Below are 23,843 nucleotides of genomic sequence, written 5' to 3'. Positions count from 1 at the left end.
CAAATTAATTTAATAATTTTAATGTAAAAAAAATATGCTCTAATATGCATATTTTTTTACACTTAATTAGTGTTTAGTTGAAATTATCTGATTAAATTTATCAACTAAATAATTGTCAAGTTTTTCATCAAAACTAAATGAATCTCCTTCTTGAGGTGTAAATCATTTCTCTCATTCATCACCTTTTGTCATTCCATATTCTAATATCTCTTGAAATCCAGTTGGCATTCCAGTTTCATCAACAAGAGCCTCTTGAGAATCTCTACTATAAATAAAGTTTATAAAAGCATAAGTTGCTTCTAACTCTCTATTTCCACTTGAAATAACAAGATTATCACTTCATAGATTTGTTGATTCTTTTTTAACCTCTTTATCTAAAATTTTAATATTTTTATGTGTTAAATCTTTTCTAGGTACTTCTGAGATTATTGTAAAATCAAAATTATTTGATTGAACCTCTTCTCAATTAACTACTAAGTTATCTTCTTCAACTTCACTTTCATAGTCATCTTGAGTTGCATAGATTAGATCTCCATTATACATTACTGCAATATCAAAATCTTTATCATGAACTTTATCTTGAAGTTGATCTCCATACAATCCTACATTTCTATAGTTTACAAGATTTTTAATTTCATTTGACACATTATCAATTTGCTGCTGTTTACTTAATGCTACATTATTAACTGTAAGACCATCTTTTGCCTCAACATTTCCATATAGCTTTTCAAAACCATACATAAATACATTTTTAGGGTCTTCATTTAATGCAAGATTAAATCCAGCTTCTGCTCCTTTTCATAAGATGTCCCATGATAATTTATTAGGATCAATCTCATAAAACATGCTTTTTTGATTTGTTTGTTCTGTAAATATATTTTGTTCCTTTAAGAAATTTACTAATTTTGTATTTTCCTTAAATTGACCATTCACCATATCACCTAAGTTAAATACAATTCTAACATCTCCTCAAAATCAAGGAATTGAATAATCTAATAAGTTAGAAGAAATATCATCAGCATCTTTGAATTTGTGATTTTCATGAGCGTCTAAAATATTGCAATTATAGTGTAATATTTCTTTCTCTATTTCTTCTTCTTGAAACAAAGCATCATTGCAAACTTTAGAGCTAGGATTTTCAATTGGATTTTCAATAGTTTCAACTTTATCTCAATCAATTTTTTGTAAGGCACCTTCTGTAGCTAATTTTTCAACCATGTAATCACTGGGCACCATTATGTCATAATTAAATGTGTATGTTTTATTATATAGAGACTCATTTGAATCATATTGTTGATAGTTAACTTTATATCCTGTTTCTTTTTCAAACTTAGTAATTAAATTAACATCAATATAACTTCCTCAATTTCCAATTACTAAATCATAAATATTATTCATTACATATGCTGTTGTTAATAATGAAAATGAGATTAATAGAGCTGAACCCATAGTAAGTTGTTTTCAGTTTCTTTTAATTCATCTATTTGACTTAGGAACATAAGTTTCTTCTAATACATCAGGAAAATACTTATCTTTTTTAGCTTTAACATAATTATTAACTTTTTTTAATTTTTCCTCTTTTAAATCTAACTTAGAATTAATTGAATCAGTTGCTTCTTTAAGTTTTTCTTCTCTAATTTTTTGTAATTCAGCTAACTTAGATGAGTAGTTTTCATCATCTTTATTTAATAAATTAATTTGTTTATCTATAGAATCCACAAGTGAGATTTTTCTAAATACTTTTTCTTTAATTAATTTTAATTGCTCATATTTTTTTCTTGATTTTTCTTCATTCTCTTTTTGTAATAAAGCTAATTTTTCAATAGTCATTCTTAGTTTATATTGATTTCTTCCCTCAAGTAAACTATCTCTTTTAATAGAAAGCTCTTTTATTTTTTTATTGTATCAAGAAATTTCTTTTGAGTTTGGATACTCTAAACTTGCCAACTCTTCTTTTAAATCAATTACTTGTTGACCAATTTCCAAAGCCTTATCTTTGTCATTTTGATTTCTTTCATTAATTCACTCAATTTCTTTTTCGTACTTATAAATCTTTCTTTCTAATTTACTTAAAACTTGTTCAAATTTTCTTATTTTTTTCTCATTTGTCATTTTTTTAATTTTTAATTCGATTTGTGATTTCTTAATATTTAACTTTTTAAATATTGTAAAGTATCTTTTTTCTGTTTTAATTTCTGATGAAATTAATTCTTTTTTTCACTCCAATTTACTAATTTTTTTATTGTTATTTTTACTATTTAATAACTTAAACTGAATTTTAAGTAATTTAAATTTAGCCAAAAGTTTTAAATTTTTAGTCTTTTGTGTTCTAGTACCAGTTGAAAGACAACTTTGAATATACTTAATTTCACTTTCAATTCTACTAATCACTTTTATTTTATATTCACCTTTTTTAATTTGAACTTTTACATCTTTTGATTTCTGTAAAGCAATTTGAATTATATTTCAAATTAAAACTATAAGCACAATTGAAGCTACCAATAAAGTTCCAAAAGCATTTATATAGGGTTGCATTCTTTTAGCAGTATAAATAAAAGTAGATACGTTAGTTTGTCCTCCACCAGTAAAGTAAGAAATAATAAAATCATCAAAACTCATTGCAAAACAAATTGCTGCTGCTGTAATAATACAAGGTGTTAAAATTGGAAGAACAACTTTATAAAAAGTTTGTCTTTGATTCCCACCAAGATCTTTAGAAGCTTCAAGAATGTTTTTATCAATTCTATTCATAAATGGAAGAACTGTAATAATTACATAAGGCACATTAAAAGAGATGTGCGCTGCAATTAAAGTAACAATTCCAAATTTTAACCCTGCAAGAACAAATAATAACATTAATCCTACTGCAGTAATAACATCAGCATTTACCAAAGGTATATTTGCTATCCTTACTCAATTATCTGCTGATCTCTTTTTAATTTTTGTTAATCCTACAACAGCCATCATACCAATTAACAGTGACATTATTGTAGAAACCATTGCTACAAATAATGATACAGTTATTGATTTCATAAATGGAGAGTTATTGACTAAGGCACTATATCATTCCAAGCTAAATCCACTTCAACTTGTAACACTACTACCAGAGTTAAATGAAAATATAATCATCACTGCAATTGGTACATAAATAAATAACATCATTATTAAGAAGTAACTTGATTTGATGAATTTTTTCATTTTTTTGACCCCCTAACTTCAAATTTATTTGAAATTAATTTCATAATTCCCATGATCGCAAATAAAAGTAATGCCAAAGCAATTGCTATTGTTGCTCCAAAAGTGAAATCAGTTCCTCTAAAGAAATAGTTTTCAATAATTGAAGTAATTAAATTTATTTTTCCATCACCCATATATCTAACAATTAAAAGCGATGTAGCCGCTTGAATTAATACTAATGTAAATCCAGCAAAAACTCCTGGTAATGATTGTCTAAAAGTTGTATGTCAAAACGCTTTTGACTTACTTGCTTTTAAGTCCAAAGCAGCCAAATAATAGTTTCTATCTTGATTTTCAATTGCATTATAAATTGGTGATATGGCAAATGGTAAAAACATATAAACCATTCCAATAATAACTGCTATTGGTGTTCCCAAAAAACTTGGTGAGATCACTAGGAATAAACTTCGCAATCCAAGAATTTTTAATATCATACTTATTCAAATTGGTAATGTAACAAGCACTCATACATTTTTTGCTAATAATTTATTTTTTAATTGAGCCATTATTAAAGCTATCGGATAAGCACAAGCGACACATATAATACTTGCTATAAATGCATACATTAACGATAAAAATAAAACATATAAAATTGACCCTGATGTTAAAAGCTTAATAAAGTTTGAAAAATCAAGTTTAAATTTAATACTATTCCCTGTTGCTTCAATTATTGAAAAAATAATTATTCCTAATAATGGAAGAACAACTAAAAATCCCATTACAACCATAAATGGTAACATTATTGGTCAAACTTTTGATTTAATTCCTTTTACAATTTTAAATTCCTGAATTTTTTCTTTTAATTTTATTTTTGGTATTTCTGTTTCTATTTCTGTTCCTTCAGATTCTATATTTTCAATATCATCTAATTCTTTTTCGACTTCAACATTATTTTTTTCTTCTATAATGTCTTTTTCGTTATTTAAATTATTCATCTATCTCTTTTCACATAATATGTAAATCGTCAGGATTTCATTTAATAGAAACTTCTTTATCAAAATCATGGAATTCAGTTGTGTGTACAATATAACTTCTATTTTTTGTTTTAATAGTGATTTCATAATGGACACCTTTAAATATAATATTTTCAACTATACCATTAAAGAATCCTTTATCTGGTTTTTGAATTTTTAAGTCTTCAGGTCTTAAAACAATATCAATATTTTTTTCATTTTCTCCAAAACCTTTATCAGTACATTCAAATTCTTTACCATCAAATTTAACTTTTAAATCTTTTATAAATTCCCCATCTTCAATAACATTTGATACACCAATAAAATTAGCAACTCAGTTATTTTCTGGTTCATTATAAATTTCTTCTGGAGAACCAATTTGTTGAATTGCTCCATCATTCATAACAACTATTCTGTCACTTAAAGTTAAAGCTTCTTCTTGATCATGGGTAACTAAAATAAATGTTATTCCAATTTCTTCTTGAAGTTCTTTTAATTCATCTTGCATTCTTTTTCTTAATTGAACATCAAGAGCTGACATAGGTTCATCCAAAAGTAGAATTTTGGGTTTCAAAATAAGTGCTCTAGCAATTGCAACACGTTGCTTTTGACCACCACTTAATTCATGAACCCTTTTATTTTCCATACCTTCTAATGAAAATTTTTTGATATATTGCATTACTTCTTTAGTTATCAAATCTTCTTTAACTCTTTTAACTCTTAATCCATAAGCAATATTATCGTAAACATCATAATGAGGGAAAAGTGCATAATTTTGAAAAATTGTGTTTATTTGTCTTTTATTACTTGGAATTGGAGTAAGATCTTTTCCTTCAAATAATAAATCACCAGAGTCTTGTTTTTCTCTTCCCCCAATGATATTTAAAGTAGTTGTCTTACCACACCCAGATGGTCCTAAAAGAGTTATAAACTCTCCTTCTTTAATATTAAAACTAACACCTTTTAAAACAACTTTTCCATCATAACTTTTAGTAAGATTTCTAATCTCTAAAATATTATTGTTGTTCATAATATGTCTCCTTTTAAAAAAATATTAAATTTTTAACGCGTAATTTATTAAAACTAATTACGCAATCAGGAGGAGCATTTCAGTCTCTAAGACTTTTTCAAATCATTCTACACGAGTAATTACTACATTAAATCATTCAGAAATTAAGTACTGGTTAATATTTATTATTGCTTGTAATTTCATAGTAATTCTCCTTTAATTTTTTATAACATTATTATATATATAATAATGTTAATTTTTTTATAAACTTCAAATAAATACTAAAAAAGATTTTATTAGTAAAATCTAATTTCAGTAACTACATTATTTTAAAAATTATAGTTTTTAATTAACCAATTTATATAAGTTGCCTGACCTGATAAACTGTTACTTGAAAAGTTATTATTATAGTCATAATAATTTAAATTTCATTTTTCACTAATATATCTATTTTCATCATTTGTAGTGAATTGCAGTATATCTTTATAATCAATATAGTTATAATTATCATTTAAAATAACTTTAGCCTTATTTACAAGGTTAATTCCTTTAACCATGTTAGTATATCTTAAACTATCTAGCATTTCATTACCATCTCCAGGATAAATATAAAACGAATCTCCTGGCTCTTTTGTTGCATCTAAAACTTCACCATCTAATGAAATATCATTTTTATAACCATCTACTTGATATCTGTCATAACCATCAGCCCCAAGTTTACTTGAAAATAACATAGCTCATAACATTTCATATCCATTACTATTTAAATAAGTAGCTGGATAATTATTTCATGAAGAGTATATATGAGTTTTTTTATTCTGATAGCTTCTCTTATTAAAGTATTTAATTAAATCATCTAGCTTTTCTTTGCTTTTACTAAATTCATAAATAAATTCTCTTTGTTGTAAAGTAACATAGTCATAAACATCTAAAGCCTTTTCAAGTCCCTCAAAATCCTCTGACTCTAATTTAAATTCTCAACCACCATATAAATGACTCTTTCAGAAATCTTTATAAGTATCATTTATCTCTTTAAAAATATCTATTGATAAATTATTTACTTCTGCTGAAAATTCATCATATGAATAATAGATGTTTATATCTTTATAAATATCACTATTTTGAGTTGCATGAATTGCAAGTTGATCACGCAGTAGCGGAATCATTTGATTTATAATTGCAATTCCATCTTCTGTTATTTCACCTTTATTATTTACATATAAACTATTTGCAGAAACCTGATAAGCTCTTTGATCAGAATCTTTAACAAAAAAATTAAACATATTAGATGAGCCTCTTGAACCAATAGGTATTAAGATATTTTTAACTCCACTATCTTTTAAAAACTTAACATATCTATCAAAAACCTTAAAGTCCAATTTTCAAAAACCTTTATGATTAGTTTCCATAAATATATCTTCTAAATTATCACCCATGAATTCATTTATAATATTTTTCTCTCCTTCATTAGGAGTAAAAACATACTTTATAAAATTACCCAAGCCAAAATTAGGCACTGAAATACTTTCATAGTTTGAATTTTGAGACATTTCCTTTATTTTTCTGCCTAAAATATTATCTCTTGTAATTAAAGGATTGACATCCAAATATTTTGGAAGAGTTCTAGTGATATCATCCACTATTGCATAATCATAATTACCAATAACTTTTGTTGCTTTAGATTCAGTAGTTAATACTCCCAATTTTTCTAAATTGTTTTCTTTATAAAAGTCAATATTTATATAATCAATTTGCTCGCCTGCAGTTGTAACATATTTATAAGTTTTTGATTTTAATCAAACTCTTATAAATTCATCTTTTGGCTCTATTTTATATACTTCAGAATCTTTTGGTAACAAAGGATTTTCACTTTTAATTATTTTATTTAATGTTTCATAATCATCAAAATCTATATTATCCTCTTCGTTATAATCAATTTTTCTTTTTGTAACTACTTCATTTAAATTTTTTAAAATAAACTTTGAAGAAGTATTTGGGAAAAACATTGCACTAGATCCAAAATCTGAAGATTTATACTGTAAGTTATCATTAATTTTATATTCTTTATCAATCATAATTTCTTTTTGAATATTATTAATACTATAGCTAATTTTAATTTTTAACGAACCCTCAACAGCTTTATCATTACTAATGTATCTAATCAATATCGGTTGAAAACTCAAAGGCATTTTATCAAGATTATTTGCATTTGATACTTGATCAAATGTATAAAACTCTCCAAGCGGAATTAAATCATTATTTGCATTTGTAGTATTATTATTTTTAATTGGATTAACAAAATGAGCTGAAACATTGATATCTTCATTATCATTTAAAATTTCAACATTAATATTTTTTACAACATCAGCATTAATATTTTTAAATAAAATAATTTGTTCTTCAGCAATATCATTTTTTCAAAGCTTTATTTTATTATTATAAATTTTTGTTCTTTTAACATTTGCTTCATCTCCATAAAAATTATATTTATTGTTATTCTTTTTATAAGTAGCATAATTGAACTCTGTTTCACCAAAAAAATAAGATAATTCATTAGAGTTTTCTAACTCTTTCTTATCTTCTTTATTTAAAGGTCCGCTTTGTCAAACAGCTAGTTGCTTATTATTAATAATAATTTTTTCATTGTTTTTTAAGATAATAAATGTCATTGCCGTAACGATTGAAGTTATGAATATTAGAGTCATAAAAATAATTATTATAATCTTTGGTTTTGTTTTCATTTTATCTCCTTATTGAAATAAAATTATTACCCTTAGTTTTAACCATCGAAAATTCTAATTTGTTAATAAACTATATAATTCAAATAAAAATATTTTTATTTGAATTATTACCCTTTTTTGTTTTTTTAGACTAACACTGTTTTTTGAATTCAGTAACCCACACCATGTTTTTTATTTGTTTTTGTTGAATCTGATGCAAGATCCTTTAAGTGTTTTTTTGAGTTTCCCATTGCAATTCCTTGACCTACTCATTCGATTGCTCTTTGGTCATTATCACTATCACCAAAATACATTATTTCTTCTGCTTTTATACCATAAGATTTTGCAACATTTTGAAGTGAGTATAATTTATCTACACCTTTTGGATTAATTTCAACATTAGATGAGTGTGGAACATAACTTCATGAAAACATCTCAAATTGCTTATCTTTTAATTTTTCCTTAAGATCAGAGATACCACTAGGTTTTCCATATACAACAATTTTATATGAAGTATCATTTACTGTATCACGATTATATCTAATAAGTTTTCTGTGAGAAAACTTTTTTAATACATATGTAAATAAATCTTTTTTTAATACATATGCAATATTTGGATCTTTTGCATAACTAAAACAGCTTAACTTATTTTCCTTAGCAACATCATAAATGTATTTAAAATCTTCTAACTCAAATAAATGCTCTTCTACCATAATTGGTTCAGCTTTTTCATTGTACTTAAAAGTAGCTCCACCGTTTAAACTTATTAAATATTCTTGAGCTGAATCAAGGCCAATTGCTTTTGCAATGTTTTTAGCTCTTGATATATTTCTACCTGTGGCAATACAAATTTTTATTCCCTTTTTTCTTGCCTCTTTAATGGCCTTAATATTTGTTTTCGATACTAAATTTCTTCTTTTTACTAAAGTTCCATCTATATCAAGTGCTATTAACTTTATCAATTTCCTATGCCCCCTTATTTAATAAATTGTTTTAATATATCTTTTGGCATAAAACCACTATTTTGCTTAACAACTTCACCATTTTTAAACATAATAATAGTTGGAATTGACATCACATTATATTTTAATGCTACTTCCTTTAATTTATCAGTATCAACTTTAATAAAGTTAACTTTTTCTTCTTCATTTGATGTTAAATCAAAAATTGGTGCAAACATTTTACAAGGTCCACATCATTCTGCATAAAAGTCAACTACTGTTGCTTCTTTTGATATTTCTTGATTAAATTCTTCTACTGTCTCTATTACTTTAACTGCCATATTTTTCTCTCCTTATATTCCTTATAATATATTCTTAATTATATATTCTGCTACTCCATTTTCATCATTTGTCTTAGTGACAAATACAGCTTTTTCTTTTAGTTCTTTTAAACCATTTTCCATTGCTATAAAATTGTCAACTTGTTCAGCTAATTCAAAATCGTTAAAACTATCACCAAATCCAAATGTTGTTGTATTTGATTTATCTAAACCTAAATAGTTTAGTACATCTTTAACTACAGATCCTTTATGAATTCCCTTAATGGCTAATTCATAAACTCTATCTGTATATTTGATTATATCAAGTTCATTACTTATAATAGCAAAATTTTTATAAAATAATTCAATACTTTCTTGAGATGGTTCTTTTTCCAAAACTACTGTAATATGATTTATTTCCTTATCAATTTCTTCAAAAGAGTCAATTACTTTATAATCAATTTTCATAATTTCTGATCAATATATTGAATTTTCACCTGGTCCATAAACAAAATATGCATCATCACTAATAAAATGAACTTTATACTTTCCAATTTTGCCATAAGTTATATTAAAAATTTGTTTTAAAGTTTCTTTAGAAATATATTCTTTTCTTATTCAATTATTCTTTTTGAAATCATATATATGAGTTCCATTATTTGCTGCAGCAATTCCACCCAGCTTGTCCAACTCTAAGTATATAGATTGTTGTTCAAAGGTATCTTTTGTACATCTTGCAGTTACTGGTATAAAATAGTAGTTTCTATCATAAACTTTCTTTACAACTTCTTTTGTAAATTCACTAAATTCATGTATACTTGCAAGAGCACTACCATCTAAATCTGAAAAAATAAGAACATTTTCTTTTAATTTCATAATATCACCTCGATTTATCAATAATGATTATAAATCAAATATATTAGTTTAGGAAATCAATTAAAAAATGATTCCTTTAATTTGAATCATTTTTTGATTTTTATATCTATTTATCTGATTTTTTAGCTTTTTTTTCTTTTAATTCAATATTTTTGACATTCTCATTTTTTTTCTTTGTTTTTAACCCATGAAATATTGTTAAAATTCCAGCATTATCATGCTTTGGAAGTAAAAGATTTAATATTACTCCAGAGAATGTTGCTAAGAATAATCCTGTGATATGGAATGAACCAATTATAATATCTTCTTTCATAATTGACATTCCAATTCCTATTGCAAGGATAACTGATATCACAACTAAGTTTTTAGCATCATTAAGGTCAACTTTTGCATCAATCATAATTTTTATACCATTTGAAGCAATCATTCCAAACAGCATTAAACTAATTCCACCCATTACAGGAACTGGAATCATTTTTATTACTTCATTAATAGGAGCAATGAAGCTCATTATTATTGCAAATATTGCAGCTAAGCCAGTTACTCAAACACTTGCCACCTTTGTTAAACCAACAACACTTGTATTCTCTCCATAGGTTGCATTTGCAGGACCTCCTATTAATCCTGCAAAACTCATTGCCACTCCATCAGCCATTAAGGTTCTACTAATTCCAGGATTTTTAATAAAATCTCTTCCTGTCATTGTTCCAATATTTATATGATCTCCTAAATGTTCAACCATTGTAACCAATGATATTGGCACAATGGCAACTAAAGCTGGTCCAATTGTATTTGGATTTACATCTCATATTTTTTTAAAACTTGGGTATCACTCTCAGTTGCTTGGATTTGAAATATCTTGTGTATTCAAGATTGTTCAGTTAGTTTTAGCAAGAGAGAAATGTAAAATTATACAAACAAGATAGCCAATACTTAAAGCTATAAGTATTGGAATAACTTTAACAAAGCTTTTTGCCTTTAACATACAAATAGCTGCTACAAGAAAAGTTAAGACTCCAATTAAAATTGCTAATCATTGAGGATAGTTTCCTCAAGCATTATTTTTTGCAACAAAACCAATATTCTCTAAAGCACTAGGAACAGCACTAAGACCAATAGTTATTATTATTGGTCCAACAACTATTGGAGAAAATGCTTTTTTAATTCATTGAACACCAGTTCAATGAATTAAAAATCCCATGAATATATAAACCATTCCTACAACAAATATAGCTATGAAAATTGAGTTTCCTCATTGATTTCAACCTACTCCTAAAACAGTCATATAAGCAAAACTACTTCCCAAGTATATTGGTACTTTTGCCATTGTGAGTGCAATATAAATTAAAGTTCCAACTCCCGAACAAAATAAAGCCATTGATATATTTATAACTTCTCCCTTTTCAGACAAACTATTTATAATAATTGGGACCAATACTGTAGCTCCAAACATTGCAAATACGTGTTGAAACGATAGTACAGTCCACTGTACAATATTTTTTGGTCTCTGATTGGGTTCTAAAACCAAATCAAGTTTTTTAATTTCTTCCATATTATTCTCCTTTTAAACTAAAATATTTACAAAAAAAATCAACCATTAAAATGGTTGACTAATTAAATATAAATAATTTAGAAAATTGAAAAGATTGAGAAACAAAAAACTCTCTAAATTTTAATTTTTTATTTTTTATTTTTGAACTAAAATTTTTCATAAATTCCTCAAACTTTTCTTAAAAAAGAATATACACAATATAAATAAAAATTGCAATATTTAAATTAAAATAATATTTATTTTTTAAAAATTATAAGTTTCTCTTAAAAATTTATTATATGCTACAATTTTTTCTAATAACTCATCATTAACTAACATATTCTTAGAATTTTCTAACAACAATTTATCATCATCATATGAACTCATTTTTAAATTTTTATTGTCTTCTTTTTCAAGAAACATATATTTATTTCCCTGTTTTGTTTTCTTACTATGTGTATTAGCATCTATATAAATCATATTTTGCCAATTATCAATTCTCATATAGCTCTCATAATCCGTTATTAAAGAAAATGGAATTATATGGTCCAACTCAAAAGTTAATTCCTTTATTACATTATGTTTTTTAAAATACTCTTTTTTTGCTTGAATAGATCTAGTAAATTTAAAAATTTTGCCATTCTTATCTTTAAAAGTCTTTAAGCTTATTTCATCTGCATTTTCATTTAAGTGAAATAATGAAAATTCCTTAAGCGCTTTAAATATCTCCTGTGATTCATTTTTTCAATTAGAATAATCCTTTTTGCTATTTTTCTTAAGATTTTTTTGTCATTCATTCTTAGGATTTGCATAATTCTTAATTTCAAAATTAATAAAGTTTTTTTGACCAAGTGACATTGTTCTATATTCTTTAATTAAATTAAGAATATCTTCTGAGCTTAATATTTTATTATTGTATTTTTTTCCATTTCAGGTCACAAATAACATAAATTCATTTAAATATAGTTTATTGACTTCCATTAATATATCAAAAATACATTTAATTAGATCATCAAATAGTAATTTAATTTTATTACTTACAAATTCGCTTAACAATTTATCTTTAGAAATATAGTTTTTAATTTCATCACTAATACAAAAATAAGTTGTTCCTCCTTTAACAAAAGGATCAATTCTTTTAAAATTTTTATCTAAGCGATCTATAATATTAAGTCTTGAAAGATCAACTAGTATATTTTTTTTAATTGAGTTTGCTGTTCCTTGACTATTCCTTTCAGATACTAATTTTACAAATTTTTCATAATCAGGATAATCAAATAATTTAAATCCCTTATTTTTTTTCTCTATATATTCATCTCCTTTAGGGAGTTCTATATAATCAATATTCATTTCCATAAAGGAATCTATAATACCATTTATTTTTAATGTAGTTAATCTATTATGTTGTAATGCATGTATTCCTCTATAGTCTTTATCCAAAATTCTATACTCTAAAAAATCTCTAATATTTTTATAAGTTTCACCTAAACTTAATTTTAAATTCATACTATTTTACCCCTATTCTTTTGATTGCATATTCATAATATTCCTTATTTAATTCACACCCAAGACTATTACGATTAAGATTTTTACATATAAAAGTTGTAGTTCCAGTACCCGAGAATAAATCAAGAACCAAATCATTTTTATCAGAACTTGCTAAAACTATTCTTTCTATTAATTTTGAAGGTTTTGGTGTTGGGTGAAACCCTTTAATAACTTTACCTTTAACTTTTGTATTATGCCTCTCAGAAGAAAACTCTCAAACATTAGTACATAATTTTCCCTTTTCATTTGGAAATCATCTCTTTCCATTTTTTAAAATACCTTTCTCAGCGGCATGTTTTAATCTTTCTGTAGCTACATATGGAGTTCTTATTTCATTATAATTAAATTTTCAATTTTTTCCTTTTGAAAAAAATAATATTGTCTCTTGATTATTTACATACTTTTTTTTAGACCCTGTAAATCCATCCTTTTTATATCAAGTTATTCAATCAATAAAATGATATCCAATTTTTTCTATAATAGAAATTAATTTACCTGAATTATATGCAGTATTAAATAAATATAATGTCCCTCCTTCTTTTAAAGAATCAAACGCATATATTAATCACTTTTTCATAAAAGTAAAATACTCTAATTCTGACTTAAACATATCCCATTCTATTTCTAGAACATTATAAGGAGGATCAGCAATTATTAAGTCAATTGTTTCACTTTTAACTCTTTTTTTAAAGAATAATTCTATATCTTCATTAAATAACTTATTCATTTTTTACAAATTCCTTATACCTTGGATCTATTTTTTTCTTTGCAGCTTCAATTTTTTTATTTATAACTTCTTTATAATGACTGTATAGTTCAAAACCTACATACTTTCTGCCATTCTCATAAGCGACTTTGAGAGTTGTTCCAGATCCTGCAAATGGATCCAAAACAATATCTCCTACAAAAGAAAATAACTTAACTAATCTTCTAACAAGTTCTTCAGGCATAATAGCTGAATGCTTACCAAAAGCAATATCCCCTTTATTAGGGATTGGGATACTTCAAATTTGTTTAGTAAATTCAAGTCATTCTTCTTTTGTCAAAACACTTAACTCCTTTATTTTATTAGATCGATCATTTATAGGTTTTCCATCTTTTACATAAATCGCAACAAATTCACTTGTATTTTGTGCATAAAAATTCCCTGGCATTGGATAGCTACCAAACATAAGTTTTTTAGTTGAATTTGTTCTACTTCAAATATATAAATCCAGTAAGTTAAACTTAGTGTTTTTTAATATACTATTTTGTATATCACTCTGTAAATCAAAAAGATGTCTATTATGATTTAAATTCATTTCCTTTTTTAGCATTGGCATCAATGGAACATTAATGCACATTTTTCCATTTGGTTTTAATACTCTATAACACTCTTTTCAAACTATAAGCATTTTTTCAATATATTCTTCATAAACCTCAAGATTCCCAACATCATCATTATTAGATATAGAATGAGATTTTTCTTGTTTACCATCTTTAGAATAGTCCTTAATATTAAAATAAGGAGGTGAAGTTATTATCAAGTCTATGCTATTATTCTCTATTTTTTTCATTTTTTCACTACTATTAAAAAATACTATATTCATATTTACCTCCATAATTTATTTTCAATAACTAGAATTATTTTTTTAAACCTATAATATATTATATCATTTCAAGTCAATCTGCTCCTTAACGAATTTTCTGAATAAGAATTTTTATTTTACGTTATAATTTTATTTCTTTATACATAAATTTAGTTAACCCAATCTTAAAAGTTCATAATATATAGATACTTTTTTCTATCTATACAAGATTTAAAATTTAAATCTCTATAAAATATATCTTACTTAAAAAATAATAATTTAATTACAATAAGCTTTGGAATTATTTTTAGTTGGAACTAACTACTATTTTTTATTAAATAAAAAATCTTAAATTTATACAGTATGAAAAGTATAAATTTATAAACTATAATTTTTATTACAATAACTCTATTATTTTGCAAAAAATAAGATAATTTTCTGAAAAAATTATTATGTACATTTAATAATGCTATTTTTTCCATATTTTTTAGATCTTAGATTTTAAAGTTTAAATTATTAACTTCTAAAAATATCAATTTTTTCATAGTTTTCTAAATAAAATTTAATTCATCCATTAGAGCTAACACCTGTTATTAGGTTTGCTGCAGCTGATGGATTTTTAAAAATTAATTCATTTTCTAAATAAAATTTATTCCCTTTTTTAATAGTCTTTAAATTTTTAGAAACTTCATTAGAGATATATTTATTTTGATTTGGGTCTGATATTAGTGTATTTTTATTCAAAATAATTGAGTGATTAACTTTATTAAAAAAGCATTCAATTACTTCATTTTTATATTTAATAAATACTTTAATTTTTTCATTACTATCATTAAATTTATCATTTTCATATATTTCAGCATCTTGATCTGATTGAAAAAATTTGGAGTCTAATATTAAAATTAGTCTAAGCATAGTTTGAAAGTAATATTTTATAGTATAAGTATCTATTGATTCAATTTTAGACAAATCTGTATTCCTTTTATTATTTTCTAAATAAATTCTATTGGATATTTGCTTGTCAAGTTTATCAATAAACAAATATTCAAAATATTTTCTTTTTGAATAATCAAATGCATTTAAAATATCAGTAGAGAGTATCATTATAATATCTTTGGCTTTTGCAATTTTTTCATGATTATTAAACCTTTTAAAAAAATTATCTGTTTCTCCAATATAATACCACAAATTTCCTTTTTCATCTTCTCACTTAAAAAGATAAACGCCTCCTGACCTTTGAAAGTCAGAGTTAAAAATTTCTAAAACTTCATCTAAATTAGTTTTCTTAAACTTTAAAATTTTCATAGATAAAGTATTAATATTAATAACTTTAATATGACCATTAATTTCCTGAATTTCAATTTTTTCAATATTTTTTATCATTATGGAAGCTCCTTTGTAAAAATTTAAATGTATATTTTTTAATTTATTAACCATTTTTTAGACACTTAGAAAATAAAATATGTTAATCATATTCTAAAAAATATTAAAGTCACTTATTTATAGAATCCCTTTAACTTTTATAAACTAATTTCATTGTCAAATATAATTAATTATTTCAATAACTTGAATTAAATTTTTATGATAACTATATTTTATAATCAATATCATTATTATAAAAATACTTAAAATAATCATTATGTACTAATGCACCAAATATTAGAATGGCTAAGATCAGAGTTAGAAAGTCTATATAAATTTTGTTTATATAACTAAAAAGCTAATTAAATATACAAAACATTTTTAATAGTAAATGTATTTAACTCCTAAACTAATTCTAACAAACATTATTGATAATTTTTTAAGTTTTTTTCTTAACTCTATAAGAAAATATTTATTTTTGAAATTTATATGTCTATTTTTAATTTTTGAAATTAATCTATTTTTTATTTACTATATATTTATTAAAATAAATTATGTATAAAACGTTTATAAAAAAATTACTTATATTATTCTTAATTAAATAATTATCACAAAAATAAAAAAAATCACTGGCAAGTGATTTAAAATTCTTTATGGTCCGGAATAAGGGACTTGAACCCCCACGTGTTACCACGCCAGATCCTAAGTCTGGTGCGTCTGCCAATTCCGCCAATTCCGGATGAATGGTGTCCCGTATAAGACTTGAACTTATGACCCACTGGTTAAAAGCCAGTTGCTCTACCGACTGAGCTAACGAGACGATTAAAATAACAAATTTATAATAACATTTTTTTTGTTTTAATAAAATAACTAAATGCAAAAATTATAAGTATTCTCTTGTTGTTTTTAAATGTATTGATCCAGTAATAATAAAACCCAGACCACAGATAATATTTATTATTCCAAATATTCAAGTAAAAGAAATAATAGTAAAGAATAATATACTTCCCAAAATTATTAATATAATTGATCCCACAAAAGTGGATTTAATTGTATTCCTAATAATAAATACTAAAGCAATACAACCAATTATTAATAAAAATACTATTGATAAAATTACAATAATATAAACTATATCATCTAAATTTTTATCATTAAGTTTATAATAAATGTTTTTAATAAAACTGATTACCAATATTTGATTTAAAAGAAACATTGCTAAAAAAATATAAATAATTAAAGATAAGCTTTTTTTCATGCATTTGCTCCTCTAATAATATAATACATATATTTCAGAATAAAAAAACAACCAAATATGGTTGATGATATTTTCCTTATGGTGCTGATGATAGGACTTGAACCTACAACCTACTGATTACAAGTCAGTTGCTCTGCCAATTGAGCCACATCAGCATAAAAAAAATGGTGGAGTGTGACGGGCTCGAACCGCCGACCGCCTGCTTGTAAGGCAGGAGCTCTCCCAACTGAGCTAACACTCCAAAGAAAAATATAAAAAAATGGTAGCCTGTACGGGGTTCGAACCCGTGTGTGCACGGATGAAAACCGTGTGTGTTAACCGCTTCACCAACAGGCCATCAAAATGGCGGCTTTTGCAGGACTCGAACCTGCGACCAACCGGTTAACAGCCGGTTGCTCTACCAACTGAGCTAAAAAGCCATAGATAGATTTCTACCTATTCATAATAGCATATTAATATTATTAAAATCAATCTTTTTTATTAAATTTTTACAAAAAAATGCTTTTTTGTACTGTTTCCTTTTTTTCGGACACCTATATTTTATAACTAACTCTATTATTATTATAAAAATATTGATACATTTTCAAATTATAAATATATTCATTTACAACATTGTATTTATAACCTTCCTTGATCGCTTCTCTTTTAATAGTACTTCAAAAACCTTCAATATATCCATTGTCCGTTGATCTACCAATTCTAGACATACTTAAGCCAAAATCAAATCACATTGTAGCTAAGCGATATTGATAAGATTTAAATTCTGAGCCATTATCAGAGTGAATAATTGAGTTTGGTTTAAATGTTCCAAATTCATTAACCATATTAAAAAATGACTCTAATACTAATTTCATACCTTTAATATTTTTAGTTACCAAACCATAAACTTTTTTAGTGTTTACATGATAAAAGGCGCAAGTGTATAGTTTGCATCCTGCTATTATTTTCTCGGTAATATCAACAGAGAAAATATCTCCATAATTTTTCAAATCTGTTTGATATTTAAATAATCTAGGATACTTACCATTTTTTTCTGGAGTAACTGATTTATTCTTTTGTATTTTATAGTTATTAGGTTTTAACTTTAAAAACTTCATTATTCGCAAAACTTTTTTATGACTACAATTTAGATCTAAATACTTCATTAATCTTCTAGAACCATAGATTTTAACTTCATTTTTATAAACATCATTAATTCTCAAAACCAAACCTCAATTAATTGCCTTAATTTTTGGTTTACCTTTTGATAATCAATCATAGTAAGTACTTTTTGCTAAATCAATTATTCTACAAAGTCTTCTAATTGCAATATTTGGGTATTTAATTGTAAAGTTATAAACTACTTTTGATTTAAATGTATTTAACTCTTGCTTATTTACTTCTTTCTATCAATCATTTCTCTTAATTCTTTAAACATTTCATCTCTTAATTTTAAGTCTTCACTCTCTCTTTTTGATTTTTTAAGCTCTCTTTTTAAATTTATAATCTCCTCATTATTGGCTTTAAAGGATTTTTTAAATCCACTTCTTCCATTTTCGTCATAAATTTTTATTCAGTTTTTCAATCTTGATTTATCAATTCCTACTGCTTTTGAATACTGTGCTAATAACAAATTAGATTTGTAAAAATTTAATACTAATTCAATTTTTTGATTGATTGAATACTTAGTCAAAATAAAACCTCTCTTCGTTCACAAATATTTTATATCAATATATAAAATATTTTTAAAATGTGTCCGAAAAAAGGTTACACTACAAAAAAATGCTTTTTTATAAAAATAAAAAAACAAATAAAGTTATTTGTTTTTAATATTATTCAATTAATCCTGCCTTATAAAGTTTTTGGAAATGTCCTGGTTGATCTCTTAACTCATTAAACTTACCTCTTTGAACTATCCCAGCTCCATTACCACCTAAAACAATGATTTCATTAGCATTTTTTATAGTGCTCAATCTATGCGCAATAGTAACAGTTGTTCTGCCCTTCATCAATAAGTCTAATTTTGCTTGAATCTCTTTTTCTACAATATTATCCAATGCAGAAGTTGCTTCATCAAGTATTAAAACTTGTGGATTTTTTAAGAACATTCTTGCAATAATTAATCTTTGTTTTTGACCACCACTTAATAAGAAACCACGCTCTCCTAAAATAGTTTCATAGCCTCCTGGTCAAGTCATAACTAACTCATGTAATTCTGCCTTTTTACATGCTTCAATTACTTCTTCATCTGTTGCATCAAATGAACCATACTTTACATTTTCAAATACATCACCATAAAGGATTTGAGGATCTTGTTCTACATATCCAACATGTCTTAAATAACTTGCTAAATTTACATCTTTTAAATTTGTTTTACCATTAATTAGAATTTTACCTTTTGAGGGGTCATAAAATCTTAAAAGTAATTTTGCCATTGTTGACTTACCACTTCCAGTTTCACCAACGAAAGCATAAGATTTTCCTTCTTCGAAAGTAAAACTAAATTTAGGTAAAATAATTTTTCCTGGTTTTTCAGGATATTCAAATTCTAAATCTTTAAATTGAATATCACCTTTAACTTCCTTAACAATTTCACCATCAAAGTAATGAGAATCCATAATTGATTTAGCATGGATAGTATCATCAACTCTTTGTGAAGCAACAGAAGCTTGAGCTAGTCCAAATAAAGCTGCCATTATATTAAATAGTGGTCCTATCATTAGGCCTTGAGCTAAATTATATGATGCAAATGTAGTCCCAAAGAACTCTTTTGAGACATTTTTATCAGCATTACCATAAATTAGCATAGCACTTACAACTGTTGAAAATTGAAGCACAAATATTCCACCTCACATAATTGTTAACATAAGTGCAAGTCTTGTACCAACTTTTTTTGATTTTTTATAGAAATCTTTGTGAACTTCTTTAAATCTTTCTGTTTCATAATTTTCTGTTCCACTTGATTTAATTAATCTTACAGTTGCAATTCTATCAGTTACATTACCATTTATTTCTGTAATACTTTCCCTTACTTTAATTACTTTTTTTCTTGTTGCAAAGAAACAAATCATCATTAAAGCCATTATTATTGCAAAAGTGATCACAGTAACTGTTGCTAATTGTCAACTTAATATATACATTAAAATTGCTGCACCAATAATTTCGAAAAATGATAGTCCAAATTGCAATGGTACTTGAACAGCTTGATCTCCTACGATTTGAGTATCTGAAACAATTTTTGTTAATATTTCTCCAATTTTTTTATCTGAGTAATAAGAAATATCTTGTCTTACTAAGTTTTCTAAACATCTATTTCTTAAACTAATTTCTATTCTTCTTCCCAATATAAATGCCAAATAATCATATACATAAGAAAAAACACAATAAATAAGAACAACTGCTATAGAAATATAGACTAATAACAGCCAATCTTCAGTTCATATTTTTGTAATAATATTTGTTCCCTGAACTACTTTTTCTGGATCATTTTTTAATCCAATAGCTCCTGTCATTTGAAATGTTAGTATTGGTAAAAGTAAAGCTAATATAACAATAATTATACAATGAGCCAGCATTACTAATGATAATTTTCATTCTTTTATAAAGTAGTAGATTAAAGTTTTAAGAAACTTACCTCCACCAACTTGTAATTCAAAATCTTCCATAATTCCATTTTTTCCTTCTTTATATTAAATACAACTCTTATTATATAGTAAAAAGAATACTATAAACTTTTCTTAGCAACCTAAATTCATTTAAAAACTAATTTATATGTAAAGTAAATAAATATTGTAGGCAATAATGAATTTACAAAAAATATCATTGCCAATATTGGATTTAATCCTATTGTTGTAAAATCAAAAAAATCATTAATTATCCCTACGGGAATTAAAGTTAAGGTTGTCACAACAAAAGCTACTCCCATTAAAATTAATAATCATTTATTTGGTCGGTATTTATCAACATCACTAATATTTTTTGTTGATTTAATTGGTAAGAAAAAATTATTATATAGTATTGAGTAAAATATTGGTGAATACATAATTGCTATATAAACTCCTGTCTTACCAAATGCTAATGAACTTTCACTACCATAACCAAATCATCAAACTGCAATTTGATAATTTAAAACAGCAAATAAGGTATTAAAGAATGTTGTTATAAACATTTGAACTCAAATTCCTTTTAGTAAACTTTCATGCTTACTTGTTGGCGGTGGGTTCTTCATAACACCTTTTCTTTCTTTTTGCATTCCAATAGGAACTGCAACAATAGTTTCAATAATAAAGATATGAAATAAAATATTAACTGAGTTTAAAGCAATATCTTTATTTATTACAAGTATTAACAATAGTGTAATTATTTGACTAATATTTGCTGCAAGTAGAAATGATATTGAATATTTAATTTTTTCATAAACATTTCTTCCTGAGTTAACTCCAGAGATAATACTTTTAAAATTATCATCTGCTAAGATAACATCACTTACACTTTTAGCAACTTCTGTACCTGTAATTCCCATTGATATACCAACATCAGCTTTAACTAGACTTGGTGCATCATTAACACCATCTCCTGTCATTGCAACAATATTTTTATCTTCTTGAAGTAAATCCACAATTAATGCCTTATGTTCAGGATTTACTCTTGCAAAAACATTGGTTTTTTGCAATCTTTCTTTTAATTCATCTCTAGATAACTCATTAATATCTTGACCTGTTAAAACTCCATCAAATATTTCATCTGCGATTCCTAATCTTGATGCTATTTCAAAAGCAGTTATTTTGTGGTCTCCTGTGATCATAATTACACGAATACCACCTTTTTTAGCTTCTTCAACTGATTTTTTAACTTCCTCTCTTGGTGGATCAATAATTGCCACACAACCTAAAAAAGTTAAATTACTTTCATAAGTATCTTTAGAATTTTTATACTCTTTTTGAGAAAAACCTAAAACTCTTAATCCACTTTTAGCAAACTTGTACAGCTGCTCATTTAAAATATTTCTATCTTTTTCTGTTAAGGGAGTTACTTTACCATTGACAAGTTTATTTGTACAAATATTTGAAAGATAGTCAACTGCCCCTTTTACATAAATTACTTCTTTTTTATCAACATAATTTAAAGTAGTCATTAATTTTCTTTTTGAGTCAAAAGGAATTTCATCGATTCTTTCATTATTTTTTCTAACTTTAATATAATCAATATCAAATTTTTTTATAAATTCAATTGTTGCTATTTCAGTTGCACTTCCAATTTTTTCTTTTTCTACAATTGCATCACTACACAATGATATACAATTTATTAACTCTTTATGTTTTGTTTTATCAAAATCATTTAAATCTTTTTCACAAAAATCAATAAAAATTTTATCTACTGTCATCTTATTTTGAGTTAGTGTTCCTGTTTTATCTGAACAAATTACATTAACATTTCCTAAAGTTTCAATTGATTTAGAATTCTTTATAATAACATTTTTTCTGGCCATTTTTTTAGTAGCCACCATTAAACAAATTTTTACAATAATTGTCAGTGATTCTGGGATTAAAGATATTGCAGCTGAAACTGCAACTAATAAAAGATTTTTTATGTCTGCTCTTCCTCCCGAAGAAGGATGGATTGAATCTCTTAAAAATCATGCTGTTAAAAATAAAATTAATCCTAATATAATTGATGTTAGACCAATAATTGCAGTTAATAAAGTTACTTTCTTTTCTAGTGGTGTTTTTTCAGGTTTATGAGAAGTAATCTTATTTGCAATTTTTCCAATTTCAGACTCCTTACCTGTTCCAAAAATAACACCCATCATTTTACCTTCAATAACCAATGTAGACATAAAAGCTATGTTTTTTTGATCTCCTAACATTAGATTTTTATCTTTAATAGAATCAGAAATCTTTTTAACAGGTTCATTTTCTCCAGTTAAAGCTGATTCATCTATTCTAAGCAATTGATTATCAATGATTCTTGTATCTGCTGGAACAAATCCTCCAGAATTAACAAAAATAATATCTCCTGGGACAAGTTCTTCAATATTAATTTCAATTTTTTTTGAGTTTCTTAAAACAATTGCAAATTGTTTATTTTCATTCAAATTAGATACTTGATTTAGAGATTTAACCTCTTGTATTGTTGCTATAATAGAGTTAGTTAAAACAATTATTGCAATAATAACTAAACCTGTTATATCAACTGTTTCAATTTTTTGTGAAATTGCAGATACTAAACCAGAAGCTAAACCAGATAAAATCATTATTAAACTTAAAGGGTCTAAAAAGCTCTTTAAAAAAATTATAAATCAATTAGGTTTTTTGCTTTTAGGAAGATTATTTTTACCATATTTTTCTAATCTTAATTTAGCTTCATGATTTGATAATCCTGTTTGCGGATTTGTTTCTAATATACTACATATTTTTTTGTTTGATAGTTTATACCAATCGTCGCTTACAGCGACATTTTTGGAGTCTGCTATCTCTTTATTATTTTCATTTATATTCATTATGCACCTCAAAGATTTTTAAAATCTCAATATTTAAATCTT

At 25.2% G+C, this 23,843-nt stretch carries 18 protein-coding genes and 6 tRNA genes; all 24 read right to left on the bottom strand.

What is annotated here, in order from left to right; translation table 4 throughout:
- Positions 1-66: 66 nt before the first annotated feature.
- Positions 67-3,198: a spermidine/putrescine ABC transporter permease/substrate-binding protein gene (gene potCD, locus AAHM99_RS04630; RefSeq protein ID WP_342275521.1), complete on the bottom strand. Its 3,132-nt coding sequence runs from the start codon at positions 3,196-3,198 to the stop codon at positions 67-69.
- Positions 3,165-4,172 (bottom strand): spermidine/putrescine ABC transporter permease, encoded by a 1,008-nt coding sequence (gene potB, locus AAHM99_RS04625; RefSeq protein WP_342275520.1) that lies wholly within the window; start codon positions 4,170-4,172, stop codon positions 3,165-3,167. The genes potCD and potB overlap by 34 nt, the downstream gene beginning before the upstream one ends.
- On the bottom strand, positions 4,165-5,220 hold the full coding sequence (gene potA / locus AAHM99_RS04620; RefSeq protein ID WP_339029739.1) for a spermidine/putrescine ABC transporter ATP-binding protein: 1,056 nt from the start codon (positions 5,218-5,220) through the stop codon (positions 4,165-4,167). The genes potB and potA overlap by 8 nt, the downstream gene beginning before the upstream one ends.
- A 57-nt stretch (positions 5,221-5,277) precedes the next feature.
- Positions 5,278-5,403 carry a hypothetical protein gene (locus tag AAHM99_RS04615; protein WP_339029741.1) on the bottom strand — a complete coding sequence of 42 codons (126 nt, stop codon included), beginning with the start codon at positions 5,401-5,403 and terminating at the stop codon, positions 5,278-5,280.
- 125 nt (positions 5,404-5,528) lie between these two features.
- The gene (locus AAHM99_RS04610) at positions 5,529-7,940 is read right to left on the bottom strand and encodes a glycoside hydrolase domain-containing protein (RefSeq protein WP_342275519.1); all 2,412 of its coding nucleotides are present in this window, start codon (positions 7,938-7,940) and stop codon (positions 5,529-5,531) included.
- Positions 7,941-8,065: 125 nt separating this feature from the next.
- Positions 8,066-8,881: a Cof-type HAD-IIB family hydrolase gene (locus tag AAHM99_RS04605; protein ID WP_342275518.1), complete on the bottom strand. Its 816-nt coding sequence runs from the start codon at positions 8,879-8,881 to the stop codon at positions 8,066-8,068.
- Positions 8,882-8,895: 14 nt separating this feature from the next.
- A complete protein-coding gene (trxA, locus tag AAHM99_RS04600) occupies positions 8,896-9,201 on the bottom strand; it encodes a thioredoxin (protein ID WP_342258615.1) in 306 nt (101 codons plus the stop codon).
- Positions 9,202-9,222: 21 nt separating this feature from the next.
- On the bottom strand, positions 9,223-10,056 hold the full coding sequence (locus tag AAHM99_RS04595) for an HAD hydrolase family protein (RefSeq protein ID WP_342275517.1): 834 nt from the start codon (positions 10,054-10,056) through the stop codon (positions 9,223-9,225).
- Between the two features lie 106 nt (positions 10,057-10,162).
- Positions 10,163-11,608, bottom strand: coding sequence for a uracil-xanthine permease family protein (locus AAHM99_RS04590; protein ID WP_342275516.1), 1,446 nt, complete (start codon positions 11,606-11,608; stop codon positions 10,163-10,165).
- Positions 11,609-11,851: 243 nt separating this feature from the next.
- Positions 11,852-13,093: a hypothetical protein gene (locus AAHM99_RS04585; RefSeq protein WP_342275515.1), complete on the bottom strand. Its 1,242-nt coding sequence runs from the start codon at positions 13,091-13,093 to the stop codon at positions 11,852-11,854.
- 1 nt (position 13,094) lies between these two features.
- Positions 13,095-13,862, bottom strand: a complete 768-nt coding sequence (locus AAHM99_RS04580; protein WP_342275514.1) for a DNA-methyltransferase — start codon at positions 13,860-13,862, stop codon at positions 13,095-13,097.
- Positions 13,855-14,691, bottom strand: a complete 837-nt coding sequence (locus AAHM99_RS04575; RefSeq protein ID WP_425288809.1) for a DNA-methyltransferase — start codon at positions 14,689-14,691, stop codon at positions 13,855-13,857. Before AAHM99_RS04575 ends, AAHM99_RS04580 begins: the two co-directional genes overlap by 8 nt.
- Positions 14,692-15,219: 528 nt before the next feature.
- On the bottom strand, positions 15,220-16,086 hold the full coding sequence (locus tag AAHM99_RS04570) for a hypothetical protein (protein ID WP_342275512.1): 867 nt from the start codon (positions 16,084-16,086) through the stop codon (positions 15,220-15,222).
- 633 nt (positions 16,087-16,719) lie between these two features.
- Positions 16,720-16,804, bottom strand: a tRNA-Leu gene (locus tag AAHM99_RS04565).
- A gap of 5 nt (positions 16,805-16,809) precedes the next feature.
- Positions 16,810-16,885 (bottom strand) — tRNA-Lys (locus tag AAHM99_RS04560).
- 63 nt (positions 16,886-16,948) lie between these two features.
- Entirely contained in the window at positions 16,949-17,323 is a 375-nt protein-coding gene (locus AAHM99_RS04555; protein ID WP_342275511.1) for a hypothetical protein, read from the bottom strand.
- Between the two features lie 79 nt (positions 17,324-17,402).
- Positions 17,403-17,478: transfer RNA gene (locus AAHM99_RS04550), tRNA-Thr, on the bottom strand.
- A 10-nt stretch (positions 17,479-17,488) separates the two neighbouring features.
- Positions 17,489-17,564: transfer RNA gene (locus tag AAHM99_RS04545), tRNA-Val, on the bottom strand.
- Between the two features lie 19 nt (positions 17,565-17,583).
- A tRNA-Glu gene (locus AAHM99_RS04540) sits at positions 17,584-17,659 on the bottom strand.
- Positions 17,660-17,666: 7 nt separating this feature from the next.
- Positions 17,667-17,742, bottom strand: a tRNA-Asn gene (locus AAHM99_RS04535).
- Between the two features lie 114 nt (positions 17,743-17,856).
- Positions 17,857-18,420: a DDE-type integrase/transposase/recombinase gene (locus AAHM99_RS04530; RefSeq protein ID WP_342275510.1), complete on the bottom strand. Its 564-nt coding sequence runs from the start codon at positions 18,418-18,420 to the stop codon at positions 17,857-17,859.
- Between the two features lie 278 nt (positions 18,421-18,698).
- Positions 18,699-18,995: a transposase gene (locus AAHM99_RS04525; protein WP_342274802.1), complete on the bottom strand. Its 297-nt coding sequence runs from the start codon at positions 18,993-18,995 to the stop codon at positions 18,699-18,701.
- Positions 18,996-19,134: 139 nt separating this feature from the next.
- Positions 19,135-20,967: an ABC transporter ATP-binding protein gene (locus tag AAHM99_RS04520; protein WP_342275509.1), complete on the bottom strand. Its 1,833-nt coding sequence runs from the start codon at positions 20,965-20,967 to the stop codon at positions 19,135-19,137.
- Between the two features lie 80 nt (positions 20,968-21,047).
- Positions 21,048-23,801, bottom strand: coding sequence for a cation-translocating P-type ATPase (locus tag AAHM99_RS04515; protein WP_342275508.1), 2,754 nt, complete (start codon positions 23,799-23,801; stop codon positions 21,048-21,050).
- Positions 23,802-23,843: the final 42 nt, after the last annotated feature.

The organism is Spiroplasma endosymbiont of Cantharis lateralis (assembly GCF_964030855.1).
In the GTDB taxonomy this organism is placed as follows: Bacteria; Bacillota_I; Bacilli_A; order Mycoplasmatales; family Mycoplasmataceae; genus Spiroplasma_A.
The sequence above is the reverse complement of the archived record's forward strand: the minus strand, read 5'-3'. Positions and strand labels throughout refer to the sequence as shown.